General features: G+C 71.8%; 18 protein-coding genes. 5 read left to right on the top strand and 13 right to left on the bottom strand.

Translation table 11 applies throughout. The annotated features are described in order from the left end of the window. Nucleotides 1–3: 3 nt before the first annotated feature. The 4 genes from OTB19_RS23135 to OTB19_RS23120 all read right to left on the bottom strand — a co-directional run bounded on the left by OTB19_RS23135 (nucleotide 4) and on the right by OTB19_RS23120 (nucleotide 5,444). The gene (locus OTB19_RS23135) at nucleotides 4–1,188 is read right to left on the bottom strand and encodes an MAB_1171c family putative transporter (RefSeq protein WP_267800269.1); all 1,185 of its coding nucleotides are present in this window, start codon (nucleotides 1,186–1,188) and stop codon (nucleotides 4–6) included. Then, the gene (locus OTB19_RS23130; protein ID WP_267800268.1) at nucleotides 1,178–1,681 is read right to left on the bottom strand and encodes a hypothetical protein; all 504 of its coding nucleotides are present in this window, start codon (nucleotides 1,679–1,681) and stop codon (nucleotides 1,178–1,180) included. The genes OTB19_RS23135 and OTB19_RS23130 overlap by 11 nt, the downstream gene beginning before the upstream one ends. A gap of 244 nt (nucleotides 1,682–1,925) precedes the next feature. Then, nucleotides 1,926–4,463, bottom strand: a complete 2,538-nt coding sequence (locus tag OTB19_RS23125) for a Tex family protein (RefSeq protein ID WP_324290536.1) — start codon at nucleotides 4,461–4,463, stop codon at nucleotides 1,926–1,928. A gap of 117 nt (nucleotides 4,464–4,580) precedes the next feature. After that, the gene (locus OTB19_RS23120; RefSeq protein ID WP_267800267.1) at nucleotides 4,581–5,444 is read right to left on the bottom strand and encodes an SCO6745 family protein; all 864 of its coding nucleotides are present in this window, start codon (nucleotides 5,442–5,444) and stop codon (nucleotides 4,581–4,583) included. A gap of 382 nt (nucleotides 5,445–5,826) precedes the next feature. On the opposite strand from OTB19_RS23120, the gene OTB19_RS23115 reads away from it, so the two are divergent. Beyond that, entirely contained in the window at nucleotides 5,827–7,329 is a 1,503-nt protein-coding gene (locus OTB19_RS23115) for a M1 family metallopeptidase (protein ID WP_267800266.1), read from the top strand. A gap of 96 nt (nucleotides 7,330–7,425) precedes the next feature. Here the strand turns inward: OTB19_RS23115 and OTB19_RS23110 are convergent, their stop codons facing one another. Then, the gene (locus tag OTB19_RS23110) at nucleotides 7,426–8,322 is read right to left on the bottom strand and encodes an oxygenase MpaB family protein (RefSeq protein WP_267800265.1); all 897 of its coding nucleotides are present in this window, start codon (nucleotides 8,320–8,322) and stop codon (nucleotides 7,426–7,428) included. A 130-nt stretch (nucleotides 8,323–8,452) separates the two neighbouring features. On the opposite strand from OTB19_RS23110, the gene sph reads away from it, so the two are divergent. Continuing rightward, entirely contained in the window at nucleotides 8,453–9,442 is a 990-nt protein-coding gene (gene sph, locus OTB19_RS23105) for a sphingomyelin phosphodiesterase (RefSeq protein ID WP_267800264.1), read from the top strand. Nucleotides 9,443–9,520: 78 nt separating this feature from the next. Here sph and OTB19_RS23100 read toward each other — a convergent pair whose 3' ends face one another. Together OTB19_RS23100 and OTB19_RS23095 are read right to left on the bottom strand one after the other, a co-directional pair. Then, nucleotides 9,521–10,099 (bottom strand): HD domain-containing protein, encoded by a 579-nt coding sequence (locus OTB19_RS23100; RefSeq protein ID WP_267800263.1) that lies wholly within the window; start codon nucleotides 10,097–10,099, stop codon nucleotides 9,521–9,523. Next, a complete protein-coding gene (locus OTB19_RS23095) occupies nucleotides 10,092–10,670 on the bottom strand; it encodes a hypothetical protein (RefSeq protein ID WP_420716891.1) in 579 nt (192 codons plus the stop codon). Before OTB19_RS23095 ends, OTB19_RS23100 begins: the two co-directional genes overlap by 8 nt. On the opposite strand from OTB19_RS23095, the gene OTB19_RS23090 reads away from it, so the two are divergent. After that, nucleotides 10,654–11,043: a hypothetical protein gene (locus OTB19_RS23090; protein WP_267800313.1), complete on the top strand. Its 390-nt coding sequence runs from the start codon at nucleotides 10,654–10,656 to the stop codon at nucleotides 11,041–11,043. The genes OTB19_RS23095 and OTB19_RS23090 overlap by 17 nt on opposite strands. Nucleotides 11,044–11,247: 204 nt before the next feature. Here OTB19_RS23090 and OTB19_RS23085 read toward each other — a convergent pair whose 3' ends face one another. Beyond that, nucleotides 11,248–13,080, bottom strand: coding sequence for an AMP-dependent synthetase/ligase (locus OTB19_RS23085; protein ID WP_267800262.1), 1,833 nt, complete (start codon nucleotides 13,078–13,080; stop codon nucleotides 11,248–11,250). A gap of 143 nt (nucleotides 13,081–13,223) precedes the next feature. On the opposite strand from OTB19_RS23085, the gene OTB19_RS23080 reads away from it, so the two are divergent. Beyond that, entirely contained in the window at nucleotides 13,224–13,949 is a 726-nt protein-coding gene (locus tag OTB19_RS23080) for a MerR family transcriptional regulator (RefSeq protein ID WP_267800261.1), read from the top strand. Between the two features lie 10 nt (nucleotides 13,950–13,959). Continuing rightward, on the top strand, nucleotides 13,960–14,637 hold the full coding sequence (locus OTB19_RS23075; protein ID WP_267800260.1) for a maltokinase N-terminal cap-like domain-containing protein: 678 nt from the start codon (nucleotides 13,960–13,962) through the stop codon (nucleotides 14,635–14,637). A gap of 72 nt (nucleotides 14,638–14,709) precedes the next feature. Here OTB19_RS23075 and OTB19_RS23070 read toward each other — a convergent pair whose 3' ends face one another. The 5 genes from OTB19_RS23070 to OTB19_RS23050 are packed head-to-tail and all read right to left on the bottom strand — an operon-like array spanning nucleotide 14,710 to nucleotide 21,563. Further along, a complete protein-coding gene (locus OTB19_RS23070) occupies nucleotides 14,710–16,881 on the bottom strand; it encodes a 3-hydroxyacyl-CoA dehydrogenase NAD-binding domain-containing protein (protein ID WP_267800259.1) in 2,172 nt (723 codons plus the stop codon). Nucleotides 16,882–16,937: 56 nt separating this feature from the next. Beyond that, nucleotides 16,938–18,152, bottom strand: a complete 1,215-nt coding sequence (locus OTB19_RS23065) for an acetyl-CoA C-acetyltransferase (RefSeq protein ID WP_267800258.1) — start codon at nucleotides 18,150–18,152, stop codon at nucleotides 16,938–16,940. A gap of 59 nt (nucleotides 18,153–18,211) precedes the next feature. After that, complete coding sequence (locus OTB19_RS23060) at nucleotides 18,212–19,354, bottom strand: acyl-CoA dehydrogenase family protein (protein WP_267800257.1); 1,143 nt, start codon at nucleotides 19,352–19,354, stop codon at nucleotides 18,212–18,214. A gap of 11 nt (nucleotides 19,355–19,365) precedes the next feature. Continuing rightward, nucleotides 19,366–20,391: an LLM class F420-dependent oxidoreductase gene (locus OTB19_RS23055; RefSeq protein WP_267800256.1), complete on the bottom strand. Its 1,026-nt coding sequence runs from the start codon at nucleotides 20,389–20,391 to the stop codon at nucleotides 19,366–19,368. Beyond that, complete coding sequence (locus OTB19_RS23050) at nucleotides 20,391–21,563, bottom strand: CaiB/BaiF CoA transferase family protein (protein ID WP_267800255.1); 1,173 nt, start codon at nucleotides 21,561–21,563, stop codon at nucleotides 20,391–20,393. Before OTB19_RS23050 ends, OTB19_RS23055 begins: the two co-directional genes overlap by 1 nt. Between the last annotated feature and the right edge of the window lie 182 nt (nucleotides 21,564–21,745).

The raw sequence follows: 21,745 nt of genomic DNA, 5'->3' as shown, positions 1-21,745 counted from the left end.
GGGTCAGGGGGCGAAGCCGGTGGTCGACGGTGAGGCGTAGGCCTCCGCGACGTCCACGAGGAAGCGGGCCTCCTCCTCCAGATCGCCCGCCTCGGCGGAGGTCTGGATCGCGGCCGGCAGTTCCAGCACCGCCGTGTCCCCCGGCTGCCGGCCGGGCAGTCCCGCGAGTTTGGTCTGTCGGGCTTCCTTGAGTACGCACGCCAACGCGGCTGCGGTGCGCCGCTGTTCGGGGATCCCGCTCCCGGCGACGTGGCTGCGGGCGAGCTCCGGTATGCCGGGGGCCACGTACTCCCCCAGGATCAGGATGGCGTCGCGCGTCTCGATGACCTTGCGGTACACGAGCAGGTGGCGCGGCATGGGCGGCCACAGCAGTTCCATGACGCGCCCGGCCCGCGAGGTCGAGAGCACCACGTGCGGCACGGCCTGGACCAGGTCCCGCCACAGGGGCCACAGCCGCCAGGCGGTGGCGATGTCGGCGGTGGTGCGGCGCAGCGCGAAGAGGGTCGGCACCAGGATCGCGGCGGCGCGCAGCAGACCGTGCAGGTTCATCATCAGCGGCAGGGCGGGCATGGCCCAGGTGTTGGCGAACAGGGCCTTGAGGAGGTACGCGAACCAGAACAGGCCCGCCAGCGCGGTGCCCAGGCCGAACAGCCGCAGGCCCAGGGCCAGTCCGCGGCTCTCGGTCCGGCGGCTGTAGCGCCGACAGACGTACACGCAGACGGTGTTGGCCACGAGGTGGGCGGAGATCAGCACCAGCCAATAGGCGAGGGACGGTACGGGGTCTCCGACCGGCGGCATGGTGTGGGTGCCGTGTTCGGGCGCGGCGGCGTCGAGTGCGACGAGGGTGGCGAGCCAGGCCGACGTGCCGACCCAGGCGGCGAGTTGGAGCCTGCGGCCGCGGGTGGCGGCGGCCACGAAGTAGAGGACGGCTCCCGCGGAGAGGACGCCGATGAGGTTGCGCACCAGGCCGATGGTGTGGGCGTAGTCGGGGTCGCGGCTCGTGGCGTAGGTGACGACGGCGGGGAGGTTCAGGGTCATCGCCGCGGCGGCGGTGGCGACGGCGAGCCACAGGCCGCGCTGTTGCGGGGAGCGCAGGGCGCCGGGGGCCCGCAGCAGGACGGCGACCCACAGGATCACCACGCTGGGGACGGCGAGCCAGTCGCCGACGGCGGTCAGCTCAGCTGCCATCGCGCACACCCTGTGCGTAGCCCATGGCGGACTCCAGCCGGGCGAGGGCGCCGCGGTGGAGGGTGCCGGGCCGCGGGCCGGGGCCGGCGGCCCGCATGCGGATCATGCTCGCGAGCATCTCGGCCTCCCGCTCCTGACGCGTGGTGTAGTTGGTGCGGCCCAGGACCACGGGGGCCTGCCCGTCGCTCTCCTCGCCCTCCAGGGAGTGGTGCCCGAAGAGGATGTGCCCCAGTTCGTGGAGCACGATGTGCTCGCGGTGGAGGCGGGTGGTCTGGGCCTCGTAGAAGACGTAGTCGACGCTGGCGGTGCCCACCCACAGTCCGCAGACCCCGGACTCGGCGGCTTCCTTGGGCAGCGGGTGCAGTCGGATCGGGCGGCCGCGCTGCTCCGCCATCCGGGCACACAGGCCGTCGAGTGAAAAAGGATGCGCCAGGTCCAGATGGCCGAGAATGTTCTCGCACCGTTTGCGCAGGCTGAGATTCCGATAGGGCATGTCTTCCCTCTTCGGACCCTTTCTCGGGCAGCGTTCATAGGCGTGCGTGGGCATGGGCATTACATCCTGTGGCATGGGACGGCCCCGAGGAGTTCGGCCCCTGAGGGAAATGCGGAAGCCCGTCCGCGCGTCACGAACGGGCGTTCCACCATCCCTACAGATCAGTTGGAGTGCTTGGCAAGGTATGTCCCCATGTGGGGAACCTATTCGGCCATCCTCCGCGTGATCTCACGCGCTGCCCCCGTCAGCGGCCGCGACGGTCCTCCTTGCCGGTGAGGCCGGCCCGGCGCAGGGCGTCGGCCATCGCACTGTTGGCGGGCGCCGGCGCTCCGGATCCCTGCCCGCCGCCGCCCTGACGCCGGCCCCCCTGACCGCCCTGGCCCTGGCCTTGGCCGCCGCCCTGGCGCTGACCCCCCTGACCGCCCTGGCCCTGGCCTTGGCCGCCGCCCTGGCGCTGACCGCCCTGGGCCGCCTGGCCGCCGCCCTGGCCCCGTCGGCTCTGGCCGCCCTGGCCGCCCTGTGGGGCCGCTCCCCGCTGCTGCGGGGGCCGGCCGCCGCCCCGGCGCTCCTCGCGCTCCCGGGGCGCCCCGGCGGAACGGTCGGCCCCGGCCTCGTCCTCCAGGCGCAGGGTGAGCGAGATCCGCTTGCGCGGGATGTCCACGTCCATGACCTTCACGCGGACGATGTCGCCCGGCTTCACCACGTCCCGCGGGTCCTTCACGAAGGTCTTCGACAGCGCGGAGACGTGTGCCAACCCGTCCTGGTGGACGCCGATGTCGATGAACGCCCCGAAGGCGGCCACGTTGGTGACGACGCCCTCCAGGATCATGCCGGGTGCCAGGTCGCCGATCTTCTCGACGCCCTCCTTGAAGGTCGCCGTCTTGAAGGCGGGTCGCGGGTCGCGCCCGGGCTTCTCCAGCTCGCGCAGGATGTCCGTGACGGTCGGCAGGCCGAAGGTCTCGGTGACGAACTGTTCCGGGCGCAGCGACCGCAGGACCGCGCCGTTGCCGATCAGGGACGCCACCTCGCCGCCCGCCGTCTTGCCCATCGCCCGGACCACCGGGTACGCCTCGGGGTGCACGCTGGAGGAGTCCAGCGGGTCGTCCCCGCCGCGGATCCGCAGGAAGCCCGCGCACTGCTCGTAGGCCTTCGGGCCCAGCCGGGCCACGTCCTTGAGGCCCTTGCGGTTGCGGAAGGGGCCGTTGGCGTCGCGGTGGGCCACGATGTTCTCGGCGAGGCCGCCGCTGATGCCCGAAACCCGTGAGAGCAGTGGCGCGGAGGCGGTGTTGACGTCGACGCCGACACCGTTCACGCAGTCTTCGACCACCGCGTCGAGGGAACGGGAGAGCTTCACCTCGGACAGGTCGTGCTGGTACTGGCCGACGCCGATCGACTTCGGGTCGATCTTGACGAGTTCGGCCAGCGGGTCCTGGAGGCGGCGGGCGATGGAGACCGCGCCGCGCAACGACACGTCCATGTCCGGGAGTTCCTGCGAGGCGAACGCGGAGGCGGAGTACACGGACGCGCCGGCCTCCGACACCATCACCTTGGTCAGCCCCAGTTCGGGGTGGCGGGTGATGAGGTCGCCGGCCAGCTTGTCGGTCTCGCGGGAGGCGGTGCCGTTGCCGATGGCGATCAGGTCGACCGTGTGCTCCTTGGCCAGTCGCGCCAGCTTCGCCAGGGAGTCGTCCCACTTGTTGGCGGGGACGTGCGGGTGGATCACGTCCGTGGCCACGACCTTGCCGGTCGCGTCCACGACGGCCACCTTGACGCCGGTGCGGAAGCCCGGGTCCAGGCCGAGCGTCGCGCGGGTGCCGGCGGGCGCGGCGAGCAGCAGGTCGCGCAGGTTGGCGGCGAAGACCCGTACGGCCTCGTCCTCGGCGGCGGCCCGCAGGCGGGTCCGCAGGTCGATGCCCAGGTGGACCTGGATCTTCGTGCGCCAGGCCCAGCGGACGGTGTCGGCGAGCCACTTGTCGCCCGGGCGGCCCCGGTCGCCCACGCCGAAGCGGCGCGCGACCATGCCCTCGTACGTGGAGGGGCCGGGCGTGTCGCTCGGCTCCTCCGGCTCCAGGTCGAGGCTGAGGACGTCCTCCTTCTCGCCGCGGAGCATGGCCAGGACCCGGTGCGAGGGCAGCGCGGTGAGGGGTTCGGCGAAGTCGAAGTAGTCGGCGAACTTGGCGCCCGCCTCCTCCTTGCCCTCGCGGACCTTCGAGGCGAGCCGGCCGCGCCCCCACATGCGTTCGCGCAGCTCGCCGATGAGGTCGGCGTCCTCGGCGAACGTCTCGGTGAGGATGGCGCGGGCGCCCTCCAGGGCGACGGCCGGGTCGGCGACGCCCTTGTCGGGGTCCACGAACGCGGCGGCGGCGACGGCCGGTTCGACGGAGGGGTCGGCCAGCAGCCCCTCGGCGAGCGGCGCCAGGCCGGCCTCGCGGGCGATCTGCGCCTTGGTGCGCCGCTTGGGCTTGAAGGGCAGGTAGATGTCCTCCAGCCGGGCCTTGGTGTCGGCCGCGTTGATCCGGGCCTCCAGCTCGGCGTCGAGCTTGTTCTGCTCCCGCACGGAATCGAGGATGGCCGCGCGGCGGTCCTCCAGCTCGCGCAGGTACCGCAGTCGCTCCTCCAGGGTGCGCAACTGGGCGTCGTCGAGCATCTCGGTCGCCTCCTTGCGGTAGCGAGCGATGAACGGGACGGTGGAGCCGCCGTCGAGCAGCTCGACGGCGGCCTTGACCTGCCGCTCCCGTACGCCGAGCTCCTCGGCGATCCTGCCTTCGATGGACATCGTCACGGTGCGGTCCTGCCTGCCTTCGTACGTCTGCGTGGGTTGCGCGGAAGGCTGCCAATTGTGGCAGGTGCCGGTGACGGACGCCGGGAGCCGTGTCCGGCGCCGGTCGCCGCGGCGCCCTCAGGCCTTGCCGATGAGGTCCGGGGGGAAGGCGCCGGCGGCGAACGCCTTCGCGGCGAGGGCTCCGCCGAGCTCGTTCAGGCGGGCCAGGCCGGTCGCGCCGAGGTGTTCGTACGGGGCGGCGTCGAGACGGTCGGTGTCGGCCTCCAGTGCCTCCCGTACGGCCTTGCCGTGTGCGGTGAGTTCGTTGTCCGCGTCGAGGATGTCGCGGGCGCGCAGCCGGTCGGCCGCGGCTTCCAGGTCGGCGGGTTCCCAGCCGCGCGTGGCCCTGAGCCACTTCGGGGTCATGCCGCGGCCGGTGGCGGTGTGGCTGATCAGCGCCTCGACGGGGTCGAGGCCGGCGAGCAGCAGGGCGGCGAGGTGGCCGTCGCCGCGGTGTTCGCGCAGCAGGGTCGCTGCGTGCCACAGCCGCAGGTGCGGTTCCTCGGGGACGGGGAGGTCGGCGTGGGCGGAGTACAGGACGCGCGCGTGTCGGGTGCAGCCCTCGGCGGCGTGCAGGGCGAGGTCGGCGGTCTCCGCGAGTTCGGCGGACTCGATGGTCTCGGTGCCGAGGAGGCGGCGCAGGGTGGCGTCGGCGGCGCGGAGCCGGGCGGCGAGGGCCTGCTCGGGGGTGAGGGTGTCCCAGACGGCGGGCAGGTGCCGGGCGACGAGGTCGTGGCGGTAGTTGTAGAACGTGGCGGTCACGGTGCCGGGTCCGACGGCGCCCATGGCGGCCGAGCGGCCGGCGAGGTTGACCGCGACGCGGTCGGTGACCCCGAGGGCGGCGAACTCCTTCCCGAGGTCCGGGGAGAAGTAGATGAGGGCGTGCAGCGGGTTGACCACCGCATGCCAGCAGTGTCGGGCGGCGCGTGGGGGAAGAGTCATACCCGGCAGGTTACCGACTGCTTAGTATGGCGGAAAGTGGTCGGTGGCGCGTCCGGTGCCCAATCCCTCCCACCCGCCTCCCTGCACTCCCCCGCCCCGTGGCTCCCGACCCTTTCCGGACTTTCTCGCGCGGCGGGCCGGTGGGGTCGCGCGCCGCCGTGCGCGCCCCGCCCCGGTGGGATGGGCCGCGCCGAGCTGGGGCGGTCGCCGCCGGGCGGGCGGGGCCCGACACGCCGGAGGCCGCACTCGGCGGCCTGTGACGGCCGAATGGCGATCATGTGACAGCAGGGGCCATGGACATGACGTGGGGCACCGCGCGTGAATACGGTCGAACGACGAGACCCCTGAACGGAACTGTCTCCCCTACCCCTTGGAGCTCTTCGTGCATCGGAAAGTCATCGCCCCGAGCGTGCTCGCCGCCTCCCTCCTGCTGGTGATCCCGGCGTCCGCGGCGAGTTCCGTCCCGGGCGCCGCGGGTATCGGCGATACCTACTACCCGGCGAGCGGCAACGGCGGGTACGACATCTCGCACTACGACCTGCGCCTGCAGTACCAGCCGAAGACGGACCTCCTGGAGGGCACCGCCACCCTCCTGGCGACCGCCCGGCAGGACCTGTCCCGCTTCAACCTCGACTTCGGTCTCAAGGTGAGCGAGATCCGGGTCAACGGGGTGAAGGCGAAGTTCGCCACCTCCGGCACCCAGGAGCTGGAAGTGACGCCGGCCCAGCCGCTCCAGCGCAACAAGCAGGCCAGCGTCGTCGTCAAGTACGCCGGAAAGCCCTCGGAGTTCAAGGTCGACGGCTGGTCGGCGTGGCAGCGCACCCCGGACGGCGGCGTCGCGGCGCAGGAGCCCGACTCGGCGATCTGGTGGTTCCCGAGCAACGACCACCCGCTCGACAAGGCCACCTTCGACGTCTCCGTCAACGTCCCGGACGGCACCCAGGCCATCAGCAACGGCGTGCTCCAGTCACAGACGTCGAAGCTGGGCTGGACCCGCTACAACTGGCGCTCGAACAAGCCGCAGGCCACCTACCTCGCCACCCTCGCCATCGGCAAGTTCGACATCACCACCGACAAGACGGCGAGCGGCCTGCCGATCCTGAACGCGTACAGCAAGGACCTCGGCGACAACGACGGCGCGGCGCGCGCCAGCGTGGAGCGGACCGGCGAGGTCGCGGAGTGGCTGGAGGGGGTCTTCGGCCCGTACCCCTTCAACGCGCTGGGCGGCTACGTCCCGAACGTTCCCAGCGGGTTCGCGCTGGAGACCCAGACCCGGCCGTTCTACAGCCCGAAGCAGTTCGCCAACGGCTCGAACGTCTCCGTGGTCGTCCACGAGCTGGCGCACCAGTGGTACGGCGACAGCGTGTCCGTGGACAACTGGAAGGACATCTGGGTCAACGAGGGCTTCGCCCGGTACAGCCAGTGGCTGTGGTCGGAGAAGGAGGGCGAGGGCACGGCGCAGGAGCTGGCCGAGTGGACGTACGCCTCCCGCGCCGCCGAGGACCCGTTCTGGCAGGTCAAGCCGGGTGACCCGGGTGCGGAGAACCAGTTCCACGGCGCCGTGTACGACCGTGGCGCGATCGCCATCCAGGCGCTGCGCAACGAGATCGGCGACGAGAAGTTCTTCCAGATCCTCAAGGGGTGGCCGACCGAGCGCGCCTACGGCAACGCCAAGGTCGGGGACTTCGTCCGCTACGCGGAGAAGATCTCCAAGAAGCCCCTCGCCCAGCTCTTCGAGACCTGGCTGTACACCCCCGGCAAGCCGGCCTTCGCCCCGCCGGCCGCCGCCCCGTCGGCCCGGTCGCTCAAGGCGCCGGCCGCCAAGCCGGTGGAGCCGAAGTCCTGGAAGAAGATCGCCGCGACGAACTCGATCCACGACCACTGAGTCTCATCCTCGGATCCCGGGATCCGGCCCGGCTGTCCCCGGGTCCTGCTCGACCGATCCCCGGAGATCCTGCTCGACCGCTCGCGCCGGCGTCCCTCAGTGGGCGCCGGCGCGTCGGCGTGCCCGGGCCTCCCGGGCGATGGGCAGGTAGCGCAGCCGTTCCGGGAGCAGCGGTACGAGGAGCCGTACGGCCGTGCTGAACCGCCGGAGCCGGCGCTCCTGGGCCGGCGTCCACTCCAGTCCGACGGCCGCGCGGGCCTCGGGCGGCATGTAGCCGGCGGTGACGAAGGCGCGGAAGCGCAGGAACACCGCCCGCAGGACCGGCCAGGTCAGGCGCAGCAGGAGCCGGACCGCCGGCGAGCCGCCCTCGGGGCGGGGCAGGGGCACGTCGGTGGCGACCAGCTCGCGGGCGACCGGGGTGGACTCGATCTCCTCGGCCAGCATCCGGTGGTAGTAGACCCAGTACTCCTCGATGGTCTGCGGCATGTCCCGGTCGTGGATGCCGAGGATCCGGCCGACCTGGAGCCACTCGCGGTAGAGCTGCTGCTCCTGGGCGGGGGTGAAGCGGCGCAGCAGGTACCGCCCGGCGTACAGGTAGACCGGGAAGCCGGTGGCGTGGACCCAGGAGTAGCAGGCCGGGTCGAGCGAGTGGTAGCGCCGGCCCCGGGTGTCGGTGCCCTGGATCTCCTTGTGGAGGCGGCGCACCCGACGGCCCTCGGCGGCGGCCTCGTCGCCCCCGTACACCCAGAGCTGGACCGAACGCAGCGAGCGTTCGCCCCGCCCCCAGGGATCGGTGCGGAAGACCGAGTACTGGTCGACGCCGGCGCCGATGGCGGGGTGGGCGACCTGCATCGTGAAGGCGGCGGGCAGCATCAGCAGCGCGCGGACGTCGCCGGCGATGGTCCACAGCACTCCGCCGGGCGCGGGCGGCTCGGGGTCGGGGCGGCGGTCGGCCGTCGGTCCGGCGGGGTATGCGGGGTCCGTCTGCTTCATGACACAAGTATGCGAGCACCGGACGGCCGTCCCCCGGACAGAAAGTCTCTGCATGGGTGTTACCCAGAGGTAACTGGTGCTGCTTGTATGACGGCGTCGATCTTCCCCCGCAGGAATGATGGAGACCTCCATGCTGCAGATCTCGCCCCGCTCTCGTCGCGCCGTCGCCACGGCCGTCGCCGCGGTCGCCGCCGGCGCGCTGGCCGTCACCACCGCGCCGGCCGCCACGGCCGCGGAGAGCGCCGCGACCCCCCGGCTCGACGTTCTGACCTACAACGTGTTCCTGATGAGCAAGAACCTGTACCCGAACTGGGGCCAGGACCACCGGGCGGCGGAGATCCCCAAGGCGTCCTTCTACCAGGGCCACGACGTGGTCGTGCTCCAGGAGGCCTTCGACAACGGCGCCTCGGACGCGCTGAAGGCCAACTCGGCCGCGCGGTACCCTCACCAGACCCCCGTAGTGGGCCGGAGCAAGAGCGGCTGGGACGCCACGGGCGGCGCCTACTCCGCCACCACCCCGGAGGACGGGGGCGTCACCATCCTGAGCAAGTGGCCGATCGTCCGCAAGGAGCAGGTCGTCTACAAGGACGCCTGCGGCGCCGACTGGTGGTCCAACAAGGGCTTCGCGTACGCCGTCCTGGACGTGAACGGCGCGAAGGTGCACGTGATAGGCACCCACGCCCAGTCCACCGACCCGGGGTGCGGCGCGGGCGAGGCGGCGCAGATGCGCAGCCGCCAGTTCAAGAACATCGACGCGTTCCTCGACGGCAAGAACATCCCGGCGAACGAACAGGTCATCATCGCGGGCGACATGAACGTCGACTCCCACACCCCCGAGTACGCGTCGATGCTCGCGGACGCGAACCTGGCCGGCGCCGACTCGCGCACGGGCCACCCGTACTCCTTCGACACGGCGCAGAACTCGATCGCGAACTATCGCTACCCGACGGACCCCCGCGAGGACCTGGACTACGTGCTCTACCGCAAGGGCAACGCCCGCCCGGCGGCCTGGGAGAACAACGTGGTGAAGGAGCAGTCGGCGCCCTGGACCGTCTCCAGCTGGGGCACGTCGTACACGTACACCAACCTGTCGGACCACTACCCGACGATCGGCCGCTGACGACGTCGTTCCACGACCGACAGACGGCGCCCTCTCCTTCGGAACGGGAGGGGGCGTTCCGTGCGCCCGCGGCCGGCGTCAGGCCTTCTCGCCGATCGCCGTCCGCAACCAGTCGAGGGTGCCCTGCCCGGAGAGTTCCTCGGCCAGCCGCTGCCCGGTCTCCGTGGTCAGCCGTGCGCGGCTGTTGTCGATCCACCGCTGCGCGGCCTCGTATCCCTGGGCCTTGTACTCGATGCCCTGGAGCATGCACTCCAACTTGTCGGCGTCGCGCGCGCACATCGCCTCGGGTGAGTCCTTGGCCTCGTACTCGGCCACCAGCTCACGGATGGTCGCGGCGAGCAGCTCGGGCATGCCCGCCGTCTGGTCGGCGGTCACGGCTTCCGGGTCGGCTGCGGTCGAGTACTTCTTGCCGAGGTGGTTCACGTCCCCGGTGCGGGTCTCCTGGGTGTCGTGCCAGACGGCGAGGAACGCGGCGCGGGCGGGGTCCGCGCCCTCCAGCTTCGCGATGATCGAGGCGATCAAGGAGGTACGCCAGGAGTGTTCGGCCACGCTCTCGGGCTGCTTGACGCCGGCCATCCACCAGCCCGTGCGGGCCGTGTGCTTCAGGGTCCCCGCCTCGTACAGAAAGCGTGCCACCGCGGACAGGTCGTCAGCCACTTCGGTTCTCCTTCTCACGTCTCGGCGAGGCGGATCGCGTACCGGATTCCCTCGAGTTCCCGGCGCGCGCGTGGCGAGGCTCCGTTCCATCCAACAGCACGGGCAGCAGGTCGCGCAGCGTGCGTCTGGGCGCCGGCGCTGTGTGGAGAAGTCCGGGGCGTGCCGCGAGAAGAGCCCAGAGGGTGTGGACGTTCAGGTTCGCGGACTCGCCGGCGTCGTCTTCGTCCAGTGTGGTGGAGATGAAGTGCCGCATGCGGTCCCGGTCGCCTTGGCGGGCGGTGACGGCAGCGACGGAGCGGGCGGTGAGCCACTGCGTCAGCCAGTCCCCCGGCCGTTCGGCGCGCTGCTGCCGGGCCAACCAGTCGGCGGTGTCGGAGGCGTCGTCGTACCCGGCGAGGTACAGAGCCTGCCGACGCAGGAGGAACTCATCGCGACGTGCTTCCTCGGCGGTCTGCCGCATCCGCCGGAAGAACCGGCGTCGGTCGTCCCCCGACAGCTCGGGCCTGGTGGCGGCGGGGCCACGGCGCGGCCGGGCCGGGGCCCGGAGCGACCGCATGGCTTCGGGAGTCACCCCGTTCAGTGGGGTTCCTCCGCCGTGCATCAGCAAGCCCGCCGACCCGAAGCCCTCGGTCACCGGAGCCACGTTGGCGGCGCCGGTGTCGCCGCGCGCGCTGCTCGGCGACGCGCGGCTCGACGACATGCAGGACTTCGAGGAACTCGCGGCGCGGGCGGACGTACTTCGTCGACGTCGGCCCGCTGGGTGGCGCCGCCGACCACGCGAACTGGAACCATGCCCGGACCCTGGCCCGCATCGCGCGCGTACTCGCCGCAGGGCTCACCGTGCGGCGATCGAGCGCGATCCGGTGACGGAGCGGCTGCGGCAGGTCGTGTCCGTCGCGATCGTCGCCGGTCTCCTCACCGTCATCCTTCTCGGCTTCCGCTGAGCCCCGCCCGCCCGGGCGGGCATCCTGACACCGTCCACCCCACGAGGGGAGAAGGACCATGGGCAAGCACAACGGTCCGCCGGCGGACAAGCCGTGGACCCCTCCACCCACTCCGGCGAGCCCGGACGGGGGCCACCCGTGTCGACGTTCCCTCACCCTGGTCCGGCGGTCGCGGGAGCGCCCACCGGACCAGGGCCATCCGGGTCAGGGCGTGTCGGACGGGGCCTCGTACAGCCCCTCGATCAGCTCCCCGTACTTCTCGCGGATCACCCGGCGGCGCAGTTTCAGTGAGGGCGTCAGCTCCCCGGTCTCGGGGCCCCACTCCCCCGTCAGCAACCGGTAGCGCTTGATCTGCTCGGTGCGGTTGAGCCGGGCGTTGGCCGCCGTCACCGCGCGGGCGATCTCCTCGACGACGACGGGGTGCTCGGCGAGCTCGGCGAGCGTGGGGGCCTCGATGCCCCGGGCCGCCGCCCAGACGGGTGCCAGCTCGGGGTCCAGGACCAGCAGGGCGACCAGGTAGGAGCGGCCGTCGCCGTGGACCAGGGCCTGGCCGATCAGCGGGTGCTCCTTGACGGTGTTCTCCACCAGGGCCGGCGAGACGTTCTTGCCGTTCGAGGTGATGATCAGTTCCTTCTTGCGGTCGGTCAGCCAGAGGAACCCGTCCTCGTCGAGCCGGCCGATGTCCCCCGTCGGGAACCAGCCCTCGGGGTCGGCGGCGCTCTCCACCGTCCCGTCGGGCCGCAGGTAGCCGCCGAAGACCGTGGCGCCTCGGGTGAGGATCTCGCCGTCCTCGGCGAGCCTGAGTTCCAGGCCGTCGATCGGGCGGCCCACGGAGCCGAGCCGGAAGTTGTCCGGGCGGTTGACGGTGCACACGCCGGCGGTCTCGGTGAGTCCCCAGGCGTCCATGATGGTGATGCCCCACCCGGCCCAGAAGCGGACGACGTCGATCGGCATCGGGGCGGTGGCGCTGGCCGTCCAGACGAGCCGGTCCATCCCGGCCGTCCCCAGCAGCGGGTCCAGGACCCGTTCCTTCGCGACGGCGTACGAGGCTTCGAGCGCGGCCGGGACCTCCTCGCCGCGCTCCCGGTGGCCGGCGCGCTCCCGGGCCAGGTCGTTGGCGGCCTCGATGGCGCGGCGCTGCTCCTCGGGGAGCCGGGCGAGGACGGCCCGTACGGATGCGGCGAGCTTCTCCCACACCCGGGGCACCCCGAAGAACTGCACGGGCCGCAGCTCGCGCACGGCCGCGGCGACGGCGGTGGGATCGGCGCAGAGCCGCACGTGCGCGGCGCGCAGGAGGGGGAGGTAGATGCCGAGGACCCGTTCGGCGATGTGTGCGAAGGGCAGGTAGCAGATGTGCTCGGCGTGCTCGGGCAGGTCCACGTTGCCGTCCAGGCGCACGGCCTGGAGCACGATGTTGCGGTGGGTCAGCCGGACCCCCTTGGGGTCGCCGGTGGTGCCCGAGGTGTAGACGACGGTCAGCGGGTCCTCGGGTCGGGTCTCCTGCCAGGCCTTCTCGAAGGCGTCGGCGCGGTGCAGCCGGGCGCCGCCCGCGTACAGGGAGGCGTAGGTGTGGTGGGGGCCGGCGTCCGCGGCCTCGACGACGACGAGCCGCTCCAGGGGGACGGCGCCGTCGGCGAGCAGGGGTTCCCAGCGGGCGAGTTCGCGGGCGCCCTCGACGACGGCGACCCGCGCCCGACTGTGGCGGGCTATGTGGGCGATCTGTTGGGGCGCGGAGGTCCCGTACACGGTGACGGGGACCGCGCCGAGGTGGACGAGTGCCAGGTCGGTGAGCCAGTGCTCGGGGCGGTTGCCCATCATGAGCAGGACGTGTTCGCCGCGCCCGACGCCCAGGGCGGCGTAGCCGGCGGCGAGGACGGCGACCTCGCGGCGGACCTCGCTCCAGTCGAGGGTCTTCCAACCGGGGCCCTCGCGCCACGAGAGGGCGGGCAGGTCGCCGTGCTCGGCCGCGTTGCGGGCCAGCAGGGTGGGGAGGGTGAGTTCCTCGGGTCGTCCGGGCAGTCGCAGGTTCGTGGTCATGGGCAGCTCCTGGCCGTTTCACATCGTTGGTGCGACAGCAATACTGTTGAACCTCGGTACCGAAAGGGCTGTGCCGAAAGCAGGCTGTGCATGAACGGGTCGTGCCAAACAGGCTGTGCTGATCAGAGAGCGAGGCGGCGACCATGACCACCCAGGCACCGGAACCCACGCTCACCGTCGACGAGCTGGCCGCCCGGGCGGGTGTGACCGTCCGCACCGTACGTTTCTACAGCACGCGCGGGCTTTTGCCCCCTCCCGTGATCGGCCCCCGTCGGGTGGGCCACTACGGGCCGGAACACCTGTCCCGGTTGGCCCTGATCGAGGAGTTGCAGCACCAGGGCATGACCCTGTCGGCCATCGAGCGGTACCTGGACGCGCTGCCGGACGACCTCAGCGCCGACGACCTCGCGATCCACCGGGCCTTGGTGGCCACCTGGGCGCCCGACGCGCCGCTGGAGTCCTCGCGGGAGGAGTTGGAGAAGCGGGCCGGACGGCCGCTCACGGACACCGACCTGCGCCGATTGACCGCGATGAACGTGCTGGCGCCGACCGCGGCGGGCTTCCGGGTGGACGTGGGGCTGCTGCGGCTCGGGGTGGCCCTGCTGGACGTGCCGATCGCGTACGAGACGATCCTGGCCGCCCGCACCGTGCTGCTGGAGCACGCGCGGACCGCGGCGCACGAGTTGACGGCGCTGTTCCGCGACGAGGTGTGGGGTCCGTTCACCGAGGGCGAGAGCGATCCGGAGCGGGTGGAGTCCATGAAGGCGCTGTCCGCGCACATGCAACCCATGGTCGTCCAGGCGCTGGTGACAGCTTTCCAACGCTCACTGAAGCAAGAACTTCGGGCGGCGTTCGTACCGGAGGGGTAGGTTCGAACGCATGGCGATCATCCACAAGACCACGATGAGCCCCGGCAAGCTGGAGCTCCTGGGTGCCTGGCTGCCGGACCGCCCGTGGTACCTCCCCACCGGCGCCGCACCCGAGCTGGCACGGGCCGGCGGTTTCCGGCTCGACGATCCGGCGGGCGAGGTGGGCATCGAGTTCATGGTGGTCACCGACGACTCGGGCGAGCGCCCGATCGCGTACCACGTGCCCCTCACCTACCGGGGAGCGCCGCTCGACGGCGCCGACGCGGGCCTGATCGGCACCTCCGAGCACGGCGTGCTCGGGACCCGTTGGGTGTACGACGGGGCCCACGACCCGGTGCTCGTCGCCGCGTTGCTGGCGCTGTTCCAGGGCCGCGCGGTGCCACAGCGGCAGAGCGAGTCCAACGCTCCCGACCCGTCCGTCACCGCCCGGTTCGACGGCCCGGCGCTGCCGGCGCTGCTCCCGGCGGAGCGACCCGAGGTGTCCGACTCCGCGCGGGGCACGCGGGTACGGGTGGCGGGCCCCGGGCGGACCCGGCTCGCCGTCGCACGGGTCCTGACACCACTGGCCCCGGACGCCGGACCGGCCGAGGCCACCGGCGGGGTCACCGCGGGGTGGACCGCGCCGGACGGCGCCGCGCACCGGGGCGTGTTCGCCTCGCTGGACTCCCCCGCACCCGAGGACGCCTGACGCGGGCAACGCGCCGCGCGGCCCCGGGGTGTCGCCCCGCGGCCGCGCGGCGGCCGATCAGTCGGCGGCCGATCAGTCGGCGTACGTCTCGCCGCGCTCGGCCTTCGCCACCAGCGACGCCGGCGGGGTGAAGCGCTCGCCGTACTTCTCGGCGAGTTCCCGCGCGCGGGCGACGAAGCCCGGCAGCCCGCCCTCGTAGCCGTTGACGTACTGGATCACGCCGCCGGTCCAGGCCGGGAATCCGATGCCCATGATGGAGCCGATGTTGGCGTCGGCGATCGAGGTCAGCACGCCCTCGTCGAGGCAGCGGACGGTGTCCAGCGCCTCGGAGAAGAGCATCCGCTCCTTCATGTCCTCGAAGGGGATCTCGGCGCCGGGCTTGGTGAAGTGCTCGCGCAGGCCGGGCCAGATCCGGGCCCGCTTGCCCGCCTCGTCGTACTCGTAGAAGCCGCCGCCACCGCTGCGCCCGGGGCGGTCGAACTCGTCGACCATACGGTCGATGACCGTGTCCGCCGGGTGCTCGGCCCAGGCGCGGCCCTCGGCCTCGAAGGCCTTGCGGGTCTCGTTGCGGATCTTGCGGGGCAGGGTCAGGGTCAGCTCGTCCATGAGGGAGAGCACCTTGGCCGGATAACCGGCCTGGGCGGCGGCCTGTTCGACGGAGGCGGGCTCGATGCCCTCGCCGACCATCGCCACGCCCTCGTTGATGAACTGGCCGATGACGCGCGAGGTGAAGAAGCCGCGCGAGTCGTTGACCACGATCGGGGTCTTGTTGATCTGGCGGACCAGGTCGAAGGCGCGGGCGATGGCCTCGTCTCCGGTGCGCTCGCCCTTGATGATCTCGACCAGCGGCATCTTGTCGACGGGCGAGAAGAAGTGCAGGCCGATGAAGTCGTCGGGGCGCGAGACCCCTTCCGCCAGGCCCGTGATGGGCAGGGTGGAGGTGTTGGAGCAGAGCAGCGCGTCGGGCTCGACGACGTCCTGGATCTCCTGGAACACCTTGTGCTTGAGGGAGGTGTCCTCGAAGACGGCCTCGATCACGGCGTCACAGCCGGCGAGGTCGGCGGCGTCGCCGGTCGGGGTGATCCGGGCCAGCAGCTCGGCGCGCTGGTCCTCGGTGGTCCGGCCCCGGGAGACCGCCTTGTCCAGCAGCGTGCGCGAGTACTCCTTGCCCTTGGCGGCGGCCTCGACGGTGACGTCCTTGAGGACCACGTCGATGCCCGCGCGGGCGCAGGAGTAGGCGATGCCCGCGCCCATCATCCCGGCTCCGAGGACGGCGACCTTGCGGACCGTGCGCGGCCCGATGCCCTGCGGGCGGCTGCGGCCCGCGTTGACGGCCTGGAGGTCGAAGAAGAACGCCTGGATCATGTTCTTGGCGGTCTGTCCGGTGACCAGCTCGGTGAAGTAGCGGGCCTCGATGGTCAGCGCGGTGTCGAAGTCGACCTGGGAGCCCTCGACGGCGCAGGCCAGGATGTTGCGCGGCGCCGGGTAGGGGGCGCCGCCCAGCTGCTTCTTGAGGTTCGCGGGGAACGCCGGGAGGTTGGCGGCGAAGCGCGGGTTGGACGGCGTGCCGCCCGGGATCTTGTAACCGGGTACGTCCCAGGGCTGCTTCGACTCGGGGTTCGCGTCGATGAACGCGCGCGCCTTGGCGAGCATCTCCTCGGGCGTGGCGGCCAGTTCGTGGACGAGACCGTTCTCCAGGGCGCGCCGCGGGTTGTACTGGGTGCCCTGGAGCAGCACCTTGAGGAGCGCGTCGGCGATGCCCATCAGCCGCACGGTGCGGGTGACGCCGCCGCCGGCGGGAAGCAGGCCGAGGGTGACCTCGGGCAGGCCGATCTTGGAGCCGGGGGCGTCGAGTGCGATCCGGTGGTGGGAGGCCAGACAGATCTCGTAACCGCCGCCCAGGGCCGCGCCGTTGATGGCGGCCACGACGGGCTTGCCGAGGGTCTCGATGCGGCGCAGCGAGCGCTTGATCTCGGTGCCGGTGTCGAAGGCCAGTCCGGCGTCCTCGGGGCGGAGCCGGATCATGTCCTTGAGGTCGCCGCCGGCGAAGAAGGTCTTCTTGGCGGAGGTGAAGACGATGCCGCGGATGGAGTCCTTCTCGGCCTCGGCGCGGTCGGCGATGGCCGCGATGGAGTCCTTGAAGGCCTGGTTCATCGTGTTGGCGGACTGGTCCGGGTCGTCGAGGACGAGGGTGACGACGCCGGTCTCGTCCTGTTCCCAGCGGATCGTGGTGGACTCGCTCATGTTCGCTACTTCCGTGTCGGCCGTGTCAGGGGCGGGGTCTGGGATACAGGGACGGTTCAGAGGCGTTCGACGATGGTGGCGACGCCCATGCCGCCGCCCACGCAGAGGGTGACGAGGCCGTAGCGCTTGTCCTGGCGCTCCAGCTCGTCGACGATCGTGCCGAGGATCATCGCGCCGGTGGCGCCCAGCGGGTGGCCGAGCGCGATCGCGCCGCCGTTGACGTTGACCTTGTCGAGGGAGACGCCCATGTCCTTGACGAAGCGCAGCACGACGCCGGCGAAGGCCTCGTTGATCTCGATGAGGTCGATGTCGTCGATGCTCAGGCCGGCCTTGGCGAGGGCCTTGCGGGTGGCCGGGGCGGGACCGGTGAGCATGATGGTGGGCTCGGAGCCGGACACCGCCGCGGAGACGATCCGGGCGCGGGGCGCGAGTCCGTTGCGCTCGCCGGCCTCGCGGGAGCCGATGGCGACGAGGGAGGCGCCGTCGACGATGCCGGAGGAGTTGCCGGCGTGGTGGACGTGGTCGATCTTCTCGACCCAGTGGTACTTCTGCAGGGCCACGGCGTCGAACCCGCCGAGGTCGCCGATGTCCGCGAAGGACGGCTTCAACTTGGCGAGGGTGTCGGCCGTGGTGCCCGGGCGGACGAACTCGTCGTGGTCCAGGACGACCAGGCCGTTGCGGTCGGTGACGGGCACGACCGACTTGGCGAAGCGGCCGTCCTTGATGGCGGCGGCGGCGCGCTCCTGGGACAGGGCCGCGTACTCGTCGACGTCGCGGCGGGAGAAGCCCTCGATGGTGGCGATCAGGTCGGCGCCGATGCCCTGCGGGACGAAGCCGGTGTCCCAGTTGGTCATCGGGTCGGCGAACCAGGCGCCGCCGTCGGAGGCCATCGGGACGCGGGACATGGACTCCACGCCGCCGGCGAGGACCAGGTCCTCCCAGCCGGAACGGACCTTGGCGGCGGCCATGTTGACGGCTTCGAGGCCCGAGGCACAGAAGCGGTTCTCCTGGACGCCCGCGACGGTGTCCGGCAGCCCGGCGGCGATGGCCGCGATGCGGGCGATGTCGGATCCCTGGTCGCCGACCGGGCCTACGACACCGAGGACGATGTCGTCGATGGTGCCCGGGTCCAGGCCGGGGTTGCGCTCGCGCAGGGCGTGGATGAGGCCGACGACCAGGTCGATCGGCTTGGTGCCGTGCAGGGAGCCATTGGCCTTGCCGCGTCCGCGCGGCGTGCGGATCGCGTCGTATACGTACGCTTCGGTGCTCACTGGTCAAGCCTTTCGAGGGTCCGGAGGGGTGGGTCGGGGAGGTCGGTCGGAGAGGAGCGTCAGCCCAGCAGGGAGCGGCCGATGATCTCCTTCATGATCTCGGTCGTGCCGCCGTAGATCGTCTGGATGCGGCCGTCGACGAAGGCCCGTGCCACCCGGTACTCGGTCATGTATCCGTAGCCGCCGTGCAGTTGCAGGCAGCGGTCGGCGACCCGCTTCTGCAGTTCGGTGGCCCACCACTTGGCCATCGAGGCGTGGACGTGGTCCAGTTCCCCGTTGGAGTGGTCGGTGATGCAGCGGTCGAGGAAGGTACGGGTGACGGCGCACTCGGTGGCCATCTCCGCGATCTCGAACCGGATGTGCTGGAGCTTGGAGAGCGGCCGGCCGAAGGCCTCGCGTTCCTTGACGTACGCGGTGGTGATCTCCAGCAGGTACTCGGCGGCGGCTATGCCGGCCATCGCGATGCCCATCCGCTCCTGGGCGAGGTTGGTCATCAGGTGGACGAACGCGCCGTTGAGTTCCCCGAGGAGGTTCTCCTTCGGGACGCGGACGTCGTGGAAGAACAGTTCGGCGGTGTCCTGGGCCTTCTGGCCGATCTTGTCGAGGTTGCGGCCGCGCTCGAAGCCCTCCGCTCCCCGCTCGACGACCAGCAGGGACATGCCGTGCGCTCCGCCCTCGGGGGTGGTCTTGGCGACCACGATCACGAGGTCGGCGAGGATCCCGTTGGAGATGAACGTCTTGGAGCCGTTGAGCACCCAGTGGTCGCCGGCGTCCTCGGCCGTGGTCCGGATCCCCTGGAGGTCGGAGCCGGCGCCCGGTTCGGTCATCGCGATGGCGGTGACGATCTCGCCACTGCAGAAGCCCGGCAGCCACCGGCGCTTCTGCTCCTCGGTGGCCAGCGAGGTCAGGTACGGGCCGATGATGTCGTTGTGCAGGCCGATCGCGAGTCCGGCGGCTCCCGCCCGGGTGAACTCCTCGGCGATCACGGCGGCGTAGCGGAAGTCGGTGTTCCCACCGCCGCCGTACTCCTCCGGGACGGCGAGGCCCAGCAGGCCCTGCCGGCCGGCCGCGAGCCAGGCCTCCCGGCTGACGATGCCGTCCTTCTCCCATGCGTCGTAGTGCGGCAGCACCTCCTTGTTCAGGAAGGTGCGCACCGTGTCGCGGAACGCCTCGTGGTCGGCGTCGAAGATCCGGCGCTTCATGGATGGACTCCTCACAGCCAGTTCTTGACGGTCTCGATGAGCCGGGCCGGCTCGGGTCCGACGGGCGTCACGTTGAGCATGGTGACCCCGGCGGCGCGGAAGGCCTCGACGCGCTCGCGCACGTAGCCCTCGGGGCCGCACAGCGTCATCAGCTCGCAGAACTCGTCGGGCACGGCCGCCGCGGCGTCGCGCTTGCGCCCGGAGAGGTACAGCTCCTGGATCTTCCGGGCCTCCTCCTCGTACCCGTAGGCGACGGCCAGGTCGTTGTAGAAGTTCTTGCCGGGTGCGCCCATCCCGCCGACGTACAGGGCGATCTGCGGGCGCGCCAGGTCGCGTACGGCGGCGGCGTCCTCGCCGATGGCGAGGAGGCCGCCCGCGACGGTCTCCAGCGGACCGAGGTCCGGGGAGCGCGTGGCCGCGCCCCGGGCGAGGGCGCTCCCCCACACGTCCGCGGCCTTCTCGGGGAGGAAGAGCGTGGGGAGCCAGCCGTCGGCGATCTCGGCGGTCATCGCCACGTTGGCGGGGCCGAGCGAGGCCACGTAGACGGGGACGGTGTCGCGGACCGGTCGGGTGAGGATCTTCAGTGGTTTGCCGTGTCGGCCGCCCTTCTCGGGCGGGAGCGGCATGTCGGTGATCCCGTGGTGGTCGATCGTCTCGCGGCGCCAGATGCGGCGGCACAGTTCGACGGTCTCGCGGGTCCGACCGATCGGCTTGTCGTACGGCTTCCCGTGCCATCCCTCGACCACCTGCGGGCCGGAGGCGCCGAGGCCCAGCAGGGCCCGGCCGCCGGAGATCGCGTCGAGTCCGGCCGCGGTCTGGGCGATGAGGGCGGGGGTGCGCGAGTAGACGTTGAGGATCGCCGAGCCGATCTTCATCCGCTCGGTGCGGGCGGCCAGGTACCCCATGATCGTGGCCGAGTCGAAGCCCCAGGCCTCCGCGACCCAGACGGCGTCGAGTCCGGCCGACTCCAGCGCGGCCGCCTCGTCGGCGGCCCGGCGCGGGTCGCCCGCGTAGTCGAGCATCATGGACAGTTCCATCAGGCGTCCTTCCCGAGCAGGGCCGGCAGGTCCCAGTCCGCCGCCACGGACTCGGTGTGCGCGCCCGGCAGGGCGGGCCCGCGGGTGACGGCCGTGCCGGTCGCCGAGAAGCGGGGTGCGGGCGCGGGCTGGGTGATCCCGCCGACTTCGGTGAAGGTGCCGCGGGCGGCGAGGTGCGGGTGCGCGGGGGCCTCGCCCAGGGACAGGACCGGCGCCACGCAGGCGTCGCTGCCCTCGAAGACGGCCGTCCACTCCTGCCGGGTACGGGACTTGAAGCGGGCGGCGACCGTCTCGCGGAGTTCGCCCCAGCTGGCCAGGTCCTTGCGGGCCGGGGCCCGGTCCTCGATGCCGAGCAGTTCGACGAAGGTGTCGTAGAACTGCTGCTCCAGCGCGCCGACGGCCATGTACTGCCCGTCGGAGGTCTCGTAGGTGCCGTAGAAGGGGCAGCCGCCGTCGAGCAGGTTGGCCCCGCGCCGGTCCTGCCAGCCGCCGGCGGCCATCATCCCGTGGATCATCGAGGTGAGGTGGGCGGTGCCGTCCACGATGGCCGCGTCGACGACCTGCCCGGTGCCGTCGGGGGTGCCCGCGTGGCGGAGCGCGGCGAGGATCCCGATGACCAGGTAGAGGGAGCCGCCGGCGTAGTCCCCGACGAGGTTGGCGGGGACGGCCGGGGGCTCGCCCGGGTTCCCGATCATGCCGAGCGCACCGGTGACGGCGATGTACGCGATGTCGTGCCCGGCCGTGTGCGCGAGCGGCCCGTCCTGGCCCCAGCCGGTCATCCGGCCGTAGACCAGTCGCGGGTTGCGGGCGAGGCACGCGTCGGGGCCGACGCCGAGGCGCTCGGCGACCCCGGGACGGAACCCCTCGATGAGCACGTCGGCCCGCTCGACCAGGTCCAGGACGCGGGCGGGGCCCTCGGCGGACTTCAGGTCGAGCAGGACGGACCGCTTGTTGCGGTTGGTGACGTCGTAGGCCGGGTCGACGGCGAGACCGCCGCCCCCGGGCCGGTCCACCCGGACGACGTCCGCCCCGAGGTCCGCGAGGACCATCGCGGCGAACGGCCCCGGCCCGATGCCGGCCAGCTCGACGACGCGCACGCCCGCGAGCGGGCCGTTCCGGCCACCGTCGCCGGTCCCCTCGGCGGTCCCGTGCCCGGTACCTGTCGCTGCCATCGAGCCCCCAGCATCCTGGTGCGTGGTGTGACACAACTGATGTAACACCAGCGATGCTAGTGCTGCTCCGCGAAAGTTCGTGGAGGGGGGTTCAGGCTTCCTGGAGGGGGCTGGCGGCGTAGGTCCACTTGAAGGGGCGGGCGGTCTCGTTCCGTTTGATCATGTAGTCGTCCATCTTGGCG

This window comes from Streptomyces sp. H27-H5, assembly GCF_026627505.1.
GTDB lineage: Bacteria > Actinomycetota > Actinomycetes > Streptomycetales > Streptomycetaceae > Streptomyces.
Note: the sequence above shows the minus strand (reverse complement) of the source record. Positions and strands in the feature narration are given on the sequence as shown.

Bases quoted from the DNA above. Each gene is read 5' to 3' on its own strand.
- OTB19_RS23060 (WP_267800257.1), bottom strand. From the start codon at position 19,354: ATGAAGCGCCGGATCTTCGACGCCGACCACGAGGCGTTCCGCGACACG.
- OTB19_RS23135 (WP_267800269.1), bottom strand. From the start codon at position 1,188: ATGGCAGCTGAGCTGACCGCCGTCGGCGACTGGCTCGCCGTCCCCAGC.
- OTB19_RS23080 (WP_267800261.1), top strand. From the start codon at position 13,224: ATGACCACCCAGGCACCGGAACCCACGCTCACCGTCGACGAGCTGGCC.
- OTB19_RS23070 (WP_267800259.1), bottom strand. From the start codon at position 16,881: ATGAGCGAGTCCACCACGATCCGCTGGGAACAGGACGAGACCGGCGTC.
- OTB19_RS23110 (WP_267800265.1), bottom strand. From the start codon at position 8,322: ATGAAGCAGACGGACCCCGCATACCCCGCCGGACCGACGGCCGACCGC.
- OTB19_RS23130 (WP_267800268.1), bottom strand. From the start codon at position 1,681: ATGCCCTATCGGAATCTCAGCCTGCGCAAACGGTGCGAGAACATTCTC.
- OTB19_RS23050 (WP_267800255.1), bottom strand. From the start codon at position 21,563: ATGGCAGCGACAGGTACCGGGCACGGGACCGCCGAGGGGACCGGCGAC.
- OTB19_RS23120 (WP_267800267.1), bottom strand. From the start codon at position 5,444: ATGACTCTTCCCCCACGCGCCGCCCGACACTGCTGGCATGCGGTGGTC.
- sph (WP_267800264.1), top strand. From the start codon at position 8,453: ATGCTGCAGATCTCGCCCCGCTCTCGTCGCGCCGTCGCCACGGCCGTC.
- OTB19_RS23090 (WP_267800313.1), top strand. From the start codon at position 10,654: ATGGCTTCGGGAGTCACCCCGTTCAGTGGGGTTCCTCCGCCGTGCATC.
- OTB19_RS23055 (WP_267800256.1), bottom strand. From the start codon at position 20,391: ATGGAACTGTCCATGATGCTCGACTACGCGGGCGACCCGCGCCGGGCC.
- OTB19_RS23085 (WP_267800262.1), bottom strand. From the start codon at position 13,080: ATGACCACGAACCTGCGACTGCCCGGACGACCCGAGGAACTCACCCTC.
- OTB19_RS23075 (WP_267800260.1), top strand. From the start codon at position 13,960: ATGGCGATCATCCACAAGACCACGATGAGCCCCGGCAAGCTGGAGCTC.